The sequence below is a fragment of the Luteibacter sp. SG786 genome (assembly GCF_011759605.1).
Classification (GTDB): domain Bacteria; phylum Pseudomonadota; class Gammaproteobacteria; order Xanthomonadales; family Rhodanobacteraceae; genus Luteibacter.
Window position 1 is genome coordinate 2096670 of sequence record NZ_JAAOYX010000001.1, and the last position, 15594, is coordinate 2112263.

Here is a 15594-nt window from a genome sequence, read left to right on the forward strand (position 1 = left end):
CGGAATCACTCCCGCGTCTTGAGCACGGCGACAAGGTCCAGCCGGCTGATGCGCCGGTACACCAGTAAAGCCGACAACCCGCTGGCGGCCAGCACGGTGATTGCGGCGAATGCGTAGGTCGCGGTGGAGAGCACCGCCGGCACACGGAACAGCTCCGATTGGAATCCCCGCGCCATCAGCCAGCAGAGCGCCCAGCCGGCCACCAAGCCACAGGGCAGTGACAGGAACACCAGCAATCCGAGCTGGCCGAGCAGCAAGCCGCCGACCTCCGCGCGGGTCATGCCGAGAACGCGCAAGCTCGCCAGCTCACGCCCCCGCTCGGACAGGCTGATGCGTGCGGCGTTGTAGACGACGCCAAAGTTGATGACCGCGCCGAGAAGCGCGGCAACGAGCGAAAAGATCAGCATGCTTTCGCCCATGGTGGCGTAAAAGCTGCGCACGGATGCCAGGCGCGAAGCGATCCCCATCACGCGGGGGCGACGGCTCAGCCGGAGGTACACGTCCGGCTCGGCGCCCGGTGCCACGCCCAGCAGTACCCCGGAAATCACATCGCCATCCCCCAACTGCCGGTTGAGGGAGTCCAGGTCCATGTAGCCGCGCGCGCCGATGTACTCGTGCACGAAACCGGACACCCGCATCTCCCGCCGGTGCCTGTGGCCGTCCAGTGCCTGGATGTCCAGAACGTCTCCGGCTTTCAGATCCAGCATCTTCTCGAGATAGTCGGTCAGTAGCAGATCGTTGCTTTGGGGTTCCACACGCCGGAGCTTCGCGTCCACGGGGCGCCTCAGCCGTGCATTCGGTGGCAGGCCTTCCAGGGTGGTGCGATACGAATGCAAGCCATGGATCAGGCGTACCGGAACCGAACGCGTGGGTTCGGCTTCTCGTACACCTGGCAATGCGGCGAGCTCGAACACGGCGCTACGCGGCGCTGGCTCTACGAAGTTCACTTCGATGTCTTGCGTCGGCGCGATGCTGAGTTGCACGTTCACCATGCGATCGATGGCATCGCCCTGGAAGCGGCCGACCGTCATCACGGCGCACGCCATGGCCAGGCCAGCCAAGGTGATCAACGCCCTGCCGGGCCGGCGCTCCAGGTCGCGAAACGCAATACGGGCGGAGGGTGACAACCACCGCTGAAACCCCAGTCGCTCCAGTATCGTTGCACCGAAACGGGCAGGGGCCGCGGCTCGCATCGCCTCGGCCGGTGGCAGCACGGCAGCGGCACGCAGTGCCAGAAGCGCGCCACCGCACGCGGCTGTGAAACTCACCGCCGCTCCCAGCGCCGTCGCACCCAGGCTGAGCCGATAGGTGAGGAACGGGAAGCGATAGATGCCCTGGTATACATGGGCCAGCCAGCCCCCCAACGCCGCTCCCAGCGCGATGCCGAGCAAGGCCCCGCCGGCGGCGATCCAGGTTGCGATGCCCAGGTAATGAACGCCCAGGGTGCGGTTGCCATAACCAAAGGCCTTCAGCACGCCGACCTGTTCGCGCTGCGTGCCAAGAAGTCGCATCAACACCACGTGGACGAGAAAGGCAGCCACGCCAAGGAAGATGACGGGGAACAGCGTGGCCATGGTGCGCAGCTGGCGCAGTTCTTCTTCCAGGTAGCGCGCCGAGGTTTGCTCGTGCCGGCCGTAGGCGCCCACACCACCGTAGCGCGCCAGCAGCCCGTCGACATCCGAAGCCACGGCCCCGGCGACGGCTCCCGTGCGAAGACGGAAAACCACATTGTTGAACGCACCATCCATATCCAGCGCCTTCTCCATCGCATGTCGGTTCATCCACAACACGGCGAAACGCTGGAAGTCGGGGAATGCCGCTCCTGGCGGACTCTGGTACACGTATTCGGGCGATGTGCCGATGCCGACGATGCGCATCGACGTGGCGTGCCCTTGAAGGATCAGCTGCAGACTGTCGCCTAGCCGCAAGCTGTGGGCCTGGGCGAAGGCCTCGCCCAGCACGATCTCTGCGTCCGCGTCAGGATGGGGAAGACGTCCGCTCACAAGGTGCACGCGATTGAGCAACGGTTGGCCTCCGTCCAGGGGGAGCGAAACGATGTCGCCGCGCGCGGGTTCCTCGAATCCCGCCACGCTCAATGTGGCGTTGGCGAGCAAGCGTGTTTCGGCCGCCTGCACGCCCGGCACGGATGCCAGGCGCGGCAGCAACGTGTCGGGTGCTCGCTTGAGCGGCGCCCACAGGTCGGCGAGTGCCCCCTCCTGATAGAACAGTGCGCGCGTATTCGATAGCGACTCCAGCGTGGAGCGAGACATCACCAGCGTGGCCACGCCGCCCGCGATGACGCAGGCGATGGCCAGCGCCTGCGTGCGCATGTGCCACAGGTCGCGAAGGCCCTTGCGAGTGAGCATGCTCACCAGTTGAGCTCCTTGGCGGGCGTGCGCCGTGGCGGCCTCACCTCGCGCACGATGCGTCCGTCGGCGAGGTACAGGACCCGATGGGCCATGGCCCCGATGCCGGCATTGTGAGTAATCACGACGGTCGTGGTACCGAGTTCCCCATTCACTTGTTCCAGCGTTTCAAGCACACGAATGCCGGTGCTCGAATCGAGGGCGCCGGTGGGTTCGTCGCAGAGAAGGACGGCAGGGCGTTTCGCGATCGCACGCGCGATCGCCACGCGCTGTTGTTCGCCGCCGGACATCTGCGCGGGAAAATGATCGAGGCGATCACCCAGCCCGACGCGATCCAACGCCTCTTCCGGCCGCATGGGGCGTTCGGCCAGATCGGTCACGATGGCCACGTTCTCGCGTGCGGTCAGGCTGGGTATCAGGTTGTAGAACTGGAAGACGAAGCCCACATGTTCGCGGCGGAACAGGGTGAGTGCCCGGTCGTCGGCGCCGGTAAGGCAATGGTCGACGTACCAGACCTCGCCCCCGGTCGGCGCATCGAGTCCTCCGAGAATGTTGAGCAGCGTGGATTTACCGCTGCCCGACGGCCCGAGCAGCACGACGAACTCGCCGGGAAACAGGTCCAGGTCCACCCCGCGAAGCGCGTGTACTTCCACCTCGCCCATCCGGTACACCTTGGTGAGGCCCCGCGCGCGGAAGACCGGGGCAGGTTGTGACGGCAACGGGGACGGTGACATGCGGGCACGCTCGCTACTTGCCTGCGGATGAGGACAGACGCTAATGCGGGCGCCACGGGGGGCTGGTGATCCAGCGCAAGCAAACGGATCGTGAAGGCTGGCCGGGCGTCAGTCGGGACCCTTGCCGGGCCTATTGACTCTTGACCTGGATCAAGGGTCTAGACTTTGCCCATGACCACACAATCTGCCCTCACCATCGGCCGCGTCGCCCAGAGTGCCGGCGTCGCCATCGATACGATCCGGTTCTACGAGCGGGAAGGGCTGCTTCCCGAGCCAAGGCGCCGGCCCTCCGGCTACCGCGAATACGACATGGGTACCGTCGCGCGGCTGCGCTTCATCCGCCGTGCGAAGGACCTGGGGTTCACGCTCGAGGAGGTCCGCGAGCTCCTCGCCTTGTCGGCCGACCGGCACGGCGGCGTGGAAGGCGTGCGCGAGCGTGCTACGGCCCGGTTGCACGCCATCGAGGAACGGATCGCCGAACTGCAGCGCGTGCGCGACGGCCTGGCGGAACTCGTCGAGGCATGCCCCGGTCACGGCGCCCCGGAAGACTGTCCGATCCTCAAGGCACTGGCGGAGCCAGGCGCATGAGCCACAGCTGCTGTTCGCACGGCGCCGCCGCGACGCCGAAGGAAAACGTGGCACCGGCCCCGGCGGGGACGATTTATACCTGCCCCATGCATCCGGAGGTACGCCAGGAAGGCCCCGGTGCCTGCCCGAAGTGCGGCATGGCGCTCGAACCGGCCCAGCCTTCGCTCGATGTCGATGACGGCGAGGCCCGCGCGCTCGCACGGCGCCTTGCGATTCTCGCCGTCCTGACGGTCCCTGTCGTGGCGGTGGCGATGGGGCCGCACCTGTTCGGCTGGATGTGGCCCGAACCCTGGGCGACGGCCGCCCGCTGGAGCGAGGCGGTGCTGGCCACCGTGGTGGTGCTGTGGGGCGGGGCACCGTTCTTCGTCCGGGGCTGGCGTTCGCTGGTTCCCTGGTCGCCGAACATGTACACGCTGATCGCGCTGGGCACGGGTGTGGCGTGGCTTTACAGCGCGGTGGCCTTCCTGGCGCCGTCGCTTTTCCCGCCCGCCATGCGCGACATGCATGGGCATGTGGACGTCTATTTCGAATCGGCGGCCGTGATCGTCACGCTGGTGACCCTCGGCGATTTCCTCGAAGGGCGCGCGCGCCGGCGCACCGGCGAGGCGCTTCGCGGGCTCCTGGGCCTGGTGCCCAAGACCGCGCGGCGGCTGGGAGGCGACGGCACCGAAGAGGATGTGCCGCTGGACAGCCTGCGGGTGGGCGACCGCCTGCGGGTGCGGCCCGGCGAGAAGGTACCGGCCGACGGAAGCGTGCTGGAGGGCGAGAGCCATGTGGACGAATCGATGCTCACGGGCGAGGCGGTGCCTGTCGCGAAGCGACCGGGCGACAGGCTCACCGGCGGCACGCAGAACCAGCACGGCGCTTTGCTCATGCGCGTCGAACATGTGGGCAACGACACGGTGCTCTCGCGCATCGTGACGATGGTGGCCGAGGCGCAGCGCTCGCGCGCACCACTGCAACGCGTGGCGGACAAGGTCGCCGCGTGGTTCGTGCCCGCCGTCGTGGCGGTGGCGCTGCTGGCCTTCGCCGTGTGGTGGGTCGCAGGGCCAGCGCCTGCGCCGGCACATGCGCTCGTCGCGGCGGTGAGTGTGCTCATCGTTGCCTGTCCCTGTGCGCTGGGCCTCGCCACGCCGATGTCCATCATGGTGGCGAGCGGCCGTGGCGCCCGCGGCGGCGTGCTCTTTCGGGACGCGGCGGCGATCGAGCGACTGCGCGACGTCGACACCCTGGTGTTCGACAAGACGGGCACCCTTACCGAAGGCAAGCCCGCGCTCGTGGATATCCAGCTCTTCGGTATGGAGCGGGCGGAGGCGCTTGCGCTGGCGGCGGCCGTGGAGCGTCCGAGCGAGCATCCCCTTGCCGCGGCGATCGTCGCGGCGGCGGAGGGCGAAGATATCCCTAAGGAGGCTGTGTCGGCCTTCCAGGCGATCGTGGGCCGCGGCGTGACCGGACGGGTCGGCGACCGCGACGTGGCGCTGGGAAACATCGGCCTCATGAACGAGCGCCACGTCGACATGAGCGCCGCCGAGGCAGCGGCCGACGCGGCGCGTGCCGGCGGCGCGACCGTGATGTATCTCGCCGTGGATGGCCGTCTCGCGGCGCTGCTCTCCCTCGCCGATGCGGTGAAGGCGTCCTCGAAACCGGCGCTGGATGCACTGCATGCGGCCGGCGTGCGCCTGGTGATGGCCACAGGCGACAACGAGGCGACGGCGAAGGCGGTGGCTTCGTCCTTGCCTATCGACGAAGTGCACGCTGGCATCTCGCCGGAAGACAAAGCGCATCTCGTCGCCGAATTGAAGCGCAGGGGCGCCACCGTGGCGATGGCGGGCGACGGCGTGAACGATGCTCCGGCACTGGCTGCCGCCGACGTGGGCATCGGCATGGGCAACGGCAGCGACATCGCCATCCAGAGCGCGTCGGTCACGCTCCTGAAGGGCGACCTTGCCGGTATCGCGCGGGCGCGGGCGCTTTCGCGGGAAACGGTGCAGAACATCCGCCAGAACCTGTTCTTCGCGTTCGTGTACAACGCGGTAGGCGTACCGGTGGCGGCCGGTGTGCTTTATCCGTTCTTCGGCATCACCCTGTCGCCCATGATCGCGGCGCTGGCGATGAGCCTCAGCTCGGTGTCGGTGGTGGGAAACGCCTTGAGGTTGCGCCGGGGCACCTGACCCCGGCGCGCTTCCCGCCGCGAAGCATGCGGAGGTTCGTCAGCGCTTCGCGTCGAAGGAGGGCGGGGCGTCCGCTTCCTTCGTGGCCCACGCCGTGTTCGGCTTGTCTGAGAGGTCGAATTCCAGCGTGCCGCCCTTCAATGCGAACGACTCCGGCAACCAGGCGCGCGAGGATGCCTTGCTGTTCACCTTCAATGCGGTGACATATGGTTTGCCGGCGCCGGCGTTCGGCGCATCGATGGTCACGTCGCCGTCCGGCCTGTGCACCACGGCGTGCGTGAAGATGGGGCTGCCCACCACCAGTTCGGCGCGGCCCGGAATGGCCGGATAGACGCCGAGCGCAGCGAACACATACCACGACGACATCTCGCCGAGGTCGTCGTTGCCCGGAATGCCGTTCGGGGCGTTGAGCCAGATGGTGTCGAGCACGCGGCGGACCAGTTCCTGTGTTTTCCACGGCTGCCCGGCGTAGTTGTAGAGCCAGGGCGTGCCGATGGACGGTTCGTTGTCGAGTTCGGCGTGCAAGGGTCCGGACTTCGTGACCGCGAAGCTGCCGTCGGGTTGATAGAAGAACGCATCCAGCCGCTTGCGCGCCTTCTCCCGTCCACCCATGGCGTCGAACAGGCCACCGACGTTGAAGGGCACCATCCACACGTACTGGGCGGCGCTGCCTTCCACGAAACCGTCTTCCGTCGACGGTGTGAAGGCGTGCGGGGCTTCCTTCTCGTCGTCCTTCACCAGGGCCCAGCTTCCGTCCGCGTTGCGGTTGCGGATGTAACCGCCCTCCGGCGTGGCCTTGGGGTCGAACAGGTTGCGCCAGTACTGCGCGCGTTCGAGGAAGCGGGCAGCGGTGTCCTTGTCGCCCAGACGCCCGGCAAGCGAACTGATGCCGAATTCGGCGGCCACGGTTTCGAGCGTGTCGGCGGCCGGCCCCCACGCTGGCGCACCGACCGGGATGTAGTGCAGCTTCAACCACGCATCGAGGCCTGGGCGCTGCCCCACGCATTCCACTTCGCAGCCGTCGTGCGAGGTGTCCAGCGCCGTGGGATGGTCGGCCGCGTGCACGAGGGAGGCGAGGGCCCCCTTCGCGTCGAAGTCGCGCGCACCGAAGGCGTAGATGCCTGCGACGGACGGCGCGGCGGGGTCGCCGTTCATGACGTGCGTGCCGCCGTTGTTGTGCGTCCAGCGATCCCACACGCCGCCGTTCTGTTGCGCCTGGTTGTAGAGGCTCTGTGCGATGTCGCTGGCGGTCTTGGGTTCCAGCCATGCGACGAGCGGCAACTGCGAGCGATAGACGTCCCAACCGGAGAAGTTCGCGTATTGGGCTTTTTGGGTCCCCGTGACGCGATGGGTCTTGCCGTCGAAGCCACGGTACTCGCCGTTCACGTCGCTGAAGACGTTGGGATGCATCAGCGCGTGGTACAGCGCCGTATAGAACACGGTGCGCTGGTCCGGCGTGCCGCCCTGCACGTCGATATGCGACAGGCGTTCGTTCCACGCGGCCACGGCCTTGTCGCGCACGGACTCGAAGCGGGTGCCCTTCGGGGTCTCGGCGTCCAGGTTGGCCTGTGCGTTCGCAACGCTTACATAGGAAATGCCGACTCGCACGTTCACATCGCGCGTGCCCTTGGCGAAGCCGACCCAGGCGCCCGATCCTTTGCCCGCCTCGGGGAAACCCTTGGGTCCGTACCCCGTGCCGCCCTGGGCGTGCGTGCCGCCCTTTTCCACCGTCCCGTCATGCCAGGCGCCGGTGGCGGCGAACGGCTGATCGAACTCCGCCACGAAATAGAGCGTGTAATAGCTGCGGCGATCGGCTTCGTTGATGTAACCGCAGAAGTTGCCGCTGGTGACTTCGCCCGAGACCCTGGCATGCGCCGTGTCGACGGCGACCTTCGCGTCTTCCGAACCCACTTCCGAATCCGATACCCGCACCAGCACGTTCGCCGGCTTGCCGGCAGGAAAGGCGAAGCGGGCCGCGCCGCTATGCAGGGCGGCGGAGAGGTCTACCGCCACGCCGTTGTCCAGCACCACGCGGTAGTGCCCGGCCTTCGCCGTTTCGTTCGCGTGCGAGAACTTCGATGCGTACGCATGGCGGAAGTCGCTGGAGGGCGACGTGGTCACGTCCTGCGTGATCGGCATGAGGGGCACGTCACCCGACGCGCCGGCGCAGCCCCAGCCTTCGACGTTGGTGAGGCTGAAACCGCGGATGGCATCGGCGCGGTATTCGTAGCCGCCCGGGGCCGCGATGGGCGCCTTCTTGCCCGGCAACGGCGAGGCCTCGGGACTGAATTGCAGCATGCCGAAAGGCACCACGGCACCCGGAAAGACGTTGCCGCCGTTGGTGGTGCCGATGAGCGGATTCACCAGCTCGGCGGGGCCGGAGGCGGCCACCGCGAGGGCCGGGAGCAGGGCGGCAACAACGGCGAGGGGACGAATGGTGCGCAAGGTAACCTCCGGCAGCTATCGATTTATCTCGATTGAAATCCCGTTATAACAGGGATTGCGTGCCGCGGCGCAAGCGTGGGGGCAGGGCAGCGGTGGCGGGCGGCACGACGGCAGCCCGAACGGGCTACCAGAGAATGCCGTCCTCCGGTTGCACGGGTTGCAGGCCATGCGCTTCGCCGAGCCCGTCGCGCAGGTCGATCTCGATGCCGCGCGTGAGGGCGGTCATCGGGACGTCGTCTTCCTTGTTTTCGAACGGGTTCTGCATGTCGTTGCCGATCTGCAGCAGGGCAAGGAACAGGAAGCCTGCCACGGTGGAACCGAGCGGCGTATAGAGGCCGAGGGTTTCGACCAGGCCCAGGGGCAGCAGAAGGCAGAAGCCGTGCGTGAAGATGGCCGGATAGACGGCGTATTGCTGGGGCAGCGGCGTGTTCTTGATGCGCTCCATGCCGCCCTGTGCGTTCGAGATGTCGGCCAGCGTGCGCGCGAAGGTGGCGAGCAGGATGGGATCGGTTCCCGTGTCGGCGATGGCCGCTGCCGTGCGCGAATGAACGGCATTGGGCACGTTGAGCACACCGTGCAGGCGTTCCAGTTCGTCGGAGGGAAGGCGGCCGTCCAGTTCGTCCCACGGCGTCTGCCGGCGCAGGTGCATGCGCAATGCGTGCACGTAGGCGATCTGGCGATGGATCACACGCGCGGCGACGTGCCGATCCGCCAGCAGCGTGAGCGCATCGCGCGCGAGGGTGCGCGATGCGTTCACCATCGCACCCCACAGCGTGCGCGCCTCCCACCAGCGCGCATAGGCGGTCGTGTTGCGGAAACTCAGATAGACGGCGACCGCGGAGCCCAGCAACGTGATGGGGAGGGTGGGAAACTCGATCCACACCGGGTGCACGAGGTACCAGAACGCGGTGACGGCGATGTCCCATGCCAGCAACCAGACCAACGGTTTGCCGACGTAGTGCAGGATGTGCCCGAGGTGGGCGCGTCCGGGCAGGATCACACGCCGTTCTCGCGACGGATGGCTTCCGCCAGGGGAATGAAGCGGTCGGTGGCACCGTCGAGCACGGAGACGGTGCCGTCGCCGATGTCGTACACCCAGCCTTGCAGGCTGATGGCGTCATTGGCCCGTGCCGCAGCCACCGCGGGGTGCGTACGCAGGTGCGCCAGCTGGAGGCGAACATTTTCCTCGATCAGGGCGCTCATGGCGGCCGCGCCTTCGAGCTTGCGCGCGAACACGGCGCTCTTGGCGGCCTGGGCGTTGCGCAACCATGCCTCGACGGTGGGCAGGTCGCGCGTGGAATCGGGGTTCAGCAGGCCCTTCATGGCACCGCAGTCGGTGTGGCCGCAGATCACCACGTGGCGGACACGCAGCACCATGACCGCGAACTCCACCACCGCCGACACGCCGCCGAGCATCTCGCCGTAGCCCGGGACGATGTTGCCGATGTTGCGGCAGACGAACAGCTCGCCCGGCTGGGTCTGGGTGATCATCTCCGGCACCACGCGGGAATCGGCGCAGGTGATGAACAGGGTGTGGGGGCTCTGGCCTTCGGCCAGCTCGTTGAAGAGCTGCTCGCGCTCGGGGAAGATCTTGTGGCTGAAGTCCTCGACGCCCTTGAGCAGGCCAAGGAGGCTGTCGTCGCGGGGGGTACCCTGGGTCATGCGTTCACCTCGGAAGATCGGGCCGCGCGAGGGCGCGGCAACCGGCGAAGTTTATGCCAAAGCGGCGCGCAGGGGATTCGCGGCAGTATGGCGCCGATCCTGTGGGAGCCGCTTCAGAGGCGATACGTCTCGCGAGAGTGCCCGCTGCCGCGGGATCGCCGGCAGAGCCGGCTCCCACATGGGGCCTCGACCGCGTGAAGAACCAGAAAAAAGGCCGCCCTGCGTCGGCAGGGCGGCCCGTTTCCGGCCCTTGCGGAGGCTTACGCCTCCACGTCTTCCTTATAAGCGTCGATCGGGATGCAGGCGCACATCACGTTCTTGTCGCCGTACACGTTGTCCACGCGCGACACCGGCGGCCAGTACTTCGAGAGCTTCAGCGACGGCAGCGGGAAGGCCGCAAGTTCTCGCGGATAGGCGTGCGTCCACTCGCTGCCCGTGACCATGGTGGCCGTGTGCGGGGCGTTGCGCAGCGGGTTGTCCTCGCGGTCGAGGCGGCCGTCTTCCACCGCGCGGATTTCGTCGCGGATCTGGATCATGGCGTCGATGAAGCGGTCGAGTTCGTGCAGCGACTCGCTCTCGGTCGGCTCGACCATGAGCGTGCCGGCGACGGGGAACGACAGCGTCGGTGCATGGAAGCCGAAGTCGATCAGGCGCTTGGCCACGTCTTCGGCACCCACGCCCGTGGCGTCCTTGAGGGGACGCAGGTCGAGGATGCACTCGTGCGCCACGAGGCCGTTGCGGCCGGTGTAAAGCGTCTTGAAGTGCGGCGCGAGGCGCTTGGCGATGTAGTTGGCGTTGAGCAGGGCCACCTGGGTCGCCTTGCGCAGGCCTTCCGTGCCCATCAGCGTGATGTACATCCACGAGATCGGTAGGATCGACGCGGAGCCGAAGGTGGCCGCGCTGACCATGCCCACTTCGCCCTCGCCGCCGAAAGCGCGCGGCAGGAACGGAGCGAGGTGCGACTTCACCGCGCAGGGGCCCACGCCCGGGCCGCCGCCGCCGTGCGGAATGCAGAAGGTCTTGTGCAGGTTGAGGTGGGAGACGTCCGAGCCCCACTTGCCGGGCTTCGCCACGCCGACCAGCGCGTTCATGTTCGCGCCGTCGGTGTACACCTGGCCGCCATGCTTGTGCACGGCTTCGCAGATGGCGACCACGTCTTCCTCGAACACGCCGTGCGTGGAGGGGTAGGTGATCATGATGGCGGCGAGGCGGTCGGCGTACTTCTCCGCCTTCTCGCGGATGTCGTCCACGTCGACATTACCGTTGGCGTCGCAGCGCGTGACGACAACCGTCATGCCGCACATCTGCGCGGATGCCGGATTGGTGCCGTGCGCGGATTCGGGAATCAGGCAGATGTCGCGATGACCTTCGCCGCGCGAGCGGTGGTAGGCACGGATGGCCAGCAGGCCGGCGTATTCGCCCTGCGCACCCGAGTTGGGCTGCAGGCTGACGGCGTCGTAGCCGGTGCACTCCACCAGCATGGCTTCCAGCTCGTCGATGAGCTGCTTATAGCCCTTCGCCTGGTCGGCGGGGGCGAGCGGATGGATGTTGGCGAACTCCGGCCATGTCACCGGGATCATTTCCGCGGTGGCATTGAGCTTCATGGTGCACGAACCGAGCGGGATCATGGTGCGGTCGAGCGCCAGGTCCTTGTCGGCAAGCCCGCGCAGGTAGCGCAGCAGTTCGTGCTCGCTGTGGTGCGTGTTGAACACCGGATGCTGGAGGAAGTCCATGTCGCGCAGCAGCTGGCGCGGCAGGGCATCATGCACTTCGCCGTCCAGCGCGTCGATGTCGGCGATGCCGGCACCGAAGAGGCCGGCGAGGGCGATCACGTCTGCACGCGTGGTGGTTTCGTCGAGGCTGATGCCCACGCTCGACGCGTCGATCGCGCGCAGGTTGACCTGTGCGGTGGCCGCCTTGGTATGGATGGCCTTCGCGTCGATGCCGGTTACGTGCAAGGTATCGAAGAAGTCGTCGCCCACGGCAACACCGGCGCGACGCAGCGCGACGGCGAGGATCGTGGCGAGACGATGGGTGCGGCGCGCGATGCGAACCAGGCCCTCGGGGCCATGGTAGACGGCGTACATGCTCGCCATGACGGCCAGCAGCACCTGCGCGGTGCAGATGTTCGAGGTGGCTTTCTCGCGGCGGATGTGCTGCTCGCGGGTCTGCAGGGTCAGACGGTAGGCAGGCTTGCCTTCGGTATCCACGGACACGCCGATCAGGCGGCCCGGCATCGAGCGCTTGTACGCATCGCGGCAGGCGAGGTAAGCGGCGTGCGGGCCGCCGAAGCCGTAGGGCACGCCGAAGCGCTGCGTGTTGCCCACCACGATATCGGCGCCCCAGGTGCCCGGCGCGGCGATGAGTGTCAGGGCGAGCAGGTCGGTGGCGACACAGACGATACCGCCGCGTGCATGCGTGGCGTCCGCGAGGGCCTTGTAGTCGTTGATGCGGCCGTAGGTGTTCGGGTACTGGAGCAGCACGCCGAAGCTTTCCACGTTCGCCGCGTCACCGTCGTCGCCCACGTGCAGTTCGATGCCGATGCCGTCGGCACGGGTGCGCAGCACTTCGAGCGTTTGCGGATGCACGTCCTTCGAAACGAAGAACACATTCGACTTGGACTTGGCAGAGCGCTTCGCCAGCGCCATGGCCTCGGCGGCCGCGGTGCCCTCGTCGAGCAGCGAGGCGTTGGAGATGTCCATGCCGGTGAGGTCGGCGACCATCGTCTGGAAGTTGATCAGGGCTTCCATGCGGCCCTGCGAGATCTCCGCCTGGTACGGCGTATAGGCCGTGTACCAGGCCGGGTTTTCCAGCACGTTGCGCAGGATGACGTTCGGCGTGAGGGTGCCGTAGTAACCCTGGCCGATGAAGCTGCGGAACACCGTATTGCGGTCGGCGATCGCGCGGATCTTCGCCAGCGCTTCCTCTTCCGTGACCGCGCGGGGCAGGGCCAGCGGAGCGGGGGACTTGATCGAGCCGGGAACGATGGCGTCGGTGAGGGCGTCGAGCGAGGCGTGGCCCACCACGCGCAGCATCTCGGCGATCTCGGTGTCGTTCGGGCCGATGTGGCGCTCGATGAAGGCGCCGTGGTTTTCGAGGTCGCGCAGCGAAGTTTTCTGGCTCATGGTTTTAGGAGGCATCCGGAGTAACGCGCCGTGCCGGCACGTGGGGCGCCCCTCTGTCCTTTTGCCTGAGAGTTTGGAGGCGTGGAGCCCCTTGCACCTTCGGCGCCGGATCGAACCGGTCTCTCCAGAGTGATGACCGCGCGGTGGTATGGGTGCCTGAGCGATTACGGGCGTTGCGCCTTCGGCAGCGGCTCCTTCCGCTTCTCCCACCGAGCTTTACGTTGCCGATTATACAGAGCGGCGGGCGCGGATGTCGGCCTCGCCGGGGCGCCGCTAGGCACAGCCCCCGTACCGGTGTCGGCGACCGATGGGAAGACGCGTCGGGAAGGCCTAGCTTCGAGAAGGGCAATGTCCTGCCGTGGCGTGGGCTCGGCAGCATCGTCAGGCATCGTGCGCCAAACGCCCGCAAATAGCGTCGTAACGTCCCGTCTGAGGGGGATTTTTGCGTGAGAACACTCTCATTTGGGGACCGACATCCCAGGACTAGGTTAGGGCCACCCCAAGGAGGTCCCCCCCATGAAAGCCCCCACGCTCGTCCTCAATGCTCTGACAATAGCCCTAGGCTTCGGCCTGGCCCATACCGTATCCGCTGAAGCGGCGCCGCCGTTGCTCAGCCCGATGGCAATTTCAGCGGAACCTGTGGCGGAAATCGTCGTCGTCTTCGGGAAAGGCGACCACTCGGCCAAGTCGCCCGACGGTACGGGCACCACCATCGTGCCCGCCGCCGCGCTCTCGGGCGATGCGATCGCCGCCCTCGCAGCCGCCCCCTCGGGCGGGGTGCTTATTTCCCTCTCATCAAGGGATCTGCCGCTTTCCAGTGGCGATGCCGTGTCCCTGGGCAGGCTCTATGAGGGAGGGATACCCGTCCTGCTGCACATGGACGACGACAGCGACGAGGGATTGGCCCGCGTGTCGAAGCTTTTCGGCATCGCTCCCGCAATGACGGGCGATGTCGTCGTCGTACGAGGCGCCGATGGTGCACCGCAGATTTACGCGGCGGAAGGTGACGCGACGTCACTGGGCAATCTGCTGGTCGCGGCGGCGGCCAAGGTGCCAACCCCGGCCGCGACCGCCAGACGCCGCATCGATGCCACAGGCAGCGGCGATGCGATGCCGCTGGCACCGACCCGGCGCTTCAGCGTGAACTTCGTCGACGAGATGGGCGAGGTGTCGGGAGCCAACATCATTGAAGTGGTGCGCAGCCGGACAAACAGCTCCGACGCCAAGATCGTCAACATCGTTTCGCGTGTGACCCTCAGGACGTCGGACAATGGCGTGGTCGACGGCGGGCGGACAGGGAAGAACCTCTGGGGAACGTATCTTCCCATCGAGTACCGGCTCAGCCAGAAGCTGACAGCCGAAGGCGTCCAGCCTCGCTACCTTTCTCATTTCCCCGAAACGGACGAGCGCACCGACTTCACGAGGAGCGAGACGAAAACGCGCGGATTCAGCATCGGCGGATCGATGGGGACGGAGTTGAGCGCCTCCGGCAAACCGGACGATGTGCTCGCTGCCAAGCTGCCGTTCAACGTTGCCCTGGGTTATGAATACTCCCAGCAGTCGAGCTTGAGCTCCACCTTCAAGGACTACGCGATCCTGGCCGTGCCCAAGGCGCCGGATTCGGTGGAATGGAAGGCCTTGCTCAACGAGTCCCTCAAGGGCGTGCTCGTGAAGAGAGGCACGGCGAGCACGCCGGAGCTCAGCGAGGAAAAGATGACGCCGACGATGCGCGCCATCACCTTGAACACATTGTCGGAATGGGTCCTGCCTGGCACCTATGAGGGGTTGGCGACCGTGACCGTGTCGGCCGGTTACGAACTCGAGCGCACCGAATGGTGGTGGAAGCGCACGCAGGTCGAGCGCGCACGAACCTGGGCCACGCGCGACGTACCGGCATCGTTCGTCGTGGATATGTCCGATCCGCATCTCACCTCGGAAATCACGGTGCTCATCCGCTCGGCGGTGGGTACCGGTGCCTGCCTGCAGGACGACGGCGATGTCGTGCTGGCCGCATGCAACGCCATGGACCGCAAGCAGATGTGGGGCCTGGACGCATCGAACCGCTACGTAAATCGCGGTACGGGGCGATGCCTTACCGCCGACACGGCCTCGCGTGGCGTGGTGACGCGGCCCTGCGGCCTGACGTTCGAGCAGCAATGGGAGTGGCGTGCAGACCGCCTGCATTCGTTCATCGACCACGCGAAGTACAGGCTTTACGTGGAAGGCGGACGGGTGCACTACTACGCCGCGGAAGGACGGTTCCAGGACTATCCGGTGAACCCCTATGGTTCGCCACTCGAACCATGGACCAACTATCCGAGTGCACCGCGTCCGGGCATCGATCAGCAACCCGCGCCGGCGGGGAACAGGCCGATCTCCATCCCCGATACCTGGGGAACGACGTTCCGGCCGGTGGACGCCGAGCAGCGCTGGCACCTGGAGGTCATTCGGCAGGGGCTTTAGGCGGCGCCATGGAGCCTTGTCGCGAGATGGCCTCGCGATG

At 66.9% G+C, this 15594-nt stretch carries 9 protein-coding genes and 1 riboswitch; of the genes, 3 read left to right on the forward strand and 6 right to left on the reverse strand.

All coding sequences use genetic code 11. The features are described 5' to 3' along the window. Window positions 1-5: 5 nt before the first annotated feature. Both FHS47_RS09675 and FHS47_RS09680 read right to left on the reverse strand, forming a co-directional pair. Window positions 6-2366, reverse strand: coding sequence for an ABC transporter permease (locus FHS47_RS09675; protein WP_247741420.1), 2361 nt, complete (start codon window positions 2364-2366; stop codon window positions 6-8). A 2-nt stretch (window positions 2367-2368) separates the two neighbouring features. Continuing rightward, window positions 2369-3100 (reverse strand): ABC transporter ATP-binding protein, encoded by a 732-nt coding sequence (locus FHS47_RS09680; protein WP_167026234.1) that lies wholly within the window; start codon window positions 3098-3100, stop codon window positions 2369-2371. A 171-nt stretch (window positions 3101-3271) separates the two neighbouring features. Here FHS47_RS09680 and FHS47_RS09685 point away from each other — a divergent pair, with 171 nt between their 5' ends. After that, window positions 3272-3688, forward strand: a complete 417-nt coding sequence (locus tag FHS47_RS09685; protein WP_167026237.1) for a heavy metal-responsive transcriptional regulator — start codon at window positions 3272-3274, stop codon at window positions 3686-3688. Next, complete coding sequence (locus tag FHS47_RS09690) at window positions 3685-5859, forward strand: copper-translocating P-type ATPase (RefSeq protein WP_247741279.1); 2175 nt, start codon at window positions 3685-3687, stop codon at window positions 5857-5859. The genes FHS47_RS09685 and FHS47_RS09690 overlap by 4 nt, the downstream gene beginning before the upstream one ends. Window positions 5860-5898: 39 nt before the next feature. Here the strand turns inward: FHS47_RS09690 and FHS47_RS09695 are convergent, their stop codons facing one another. From FHS47_RS09695 to gcvP, 4 genes are all read right to left on the reverse strand, one after another. Further along, a complete protein-coding gene (locus tag FHS47_RS09695) occupies window positions 5899-8304 on the reverse strand; it encodes a GH92 family glycosyl hydrolase (RefSeq protein ID WP_208381892.1) in 2406 nt (801 codons plus the stop codon). 124 nt (window positions 8305-8428) lie between these two features. Continuing rightward, on the reverse strand, window positions 8429-9304 hold the full coding sequence (locus FHS47_RS09700; protein ID WP_167026243.1) for a bestrophin family ion channel: 876 nt from the start codon (window positions 9302-9304) through the stop codon (window positions 8429-8431). Beyond that, complete coding sequence (locus FHS47_RS09705; protein ID WP_167026246.1) at window positions 9301-9966, reverse strand: carbonic anhydrase; 666 nt, start codon at window positions 9964-9966, stop codon at window positions 9301-9303. Before FHS47_RS09705 ends, FHS47_RS09700 begins: the two co-directional genes overlap by 4 nt. Window positions 9967-10226: 260 nt before the next feature. Next, window positions 10227-13106, reverse strand: coding sequence for an aminomethyl-transferring glycine dehydrogenase (gene gcvP, locus FHS47_RS09710; RefSeq protein WP_167026249.1), 2880 nt, complete (start codon window positions 13104-13106; stop codon window positions 10227-10229). 28 nt (window positions 13107-13134) lie between these two features. Beyond that, window positions 13135-13229: riboswitch (glycine riboswitch) on the reverse strand. Between the two features lie 378 nt (window positions 13230-13607). Between gcvP and FHS47_RS09715 the strand changes: the two genes are divergently transcribed. Beyond that, window positions 13608-15554, forward strand: a complete 1947-nt coding sequence (locus tag FHS47_RS09715; protein WP_167026250.1) for a ricin-type beta-trefoil lectin domain protein — start codon at window positions 13608-13610, stop codon at window positions 15552-15554. Window positions 15555-15594: the final 40 nt, after the last annotated feature.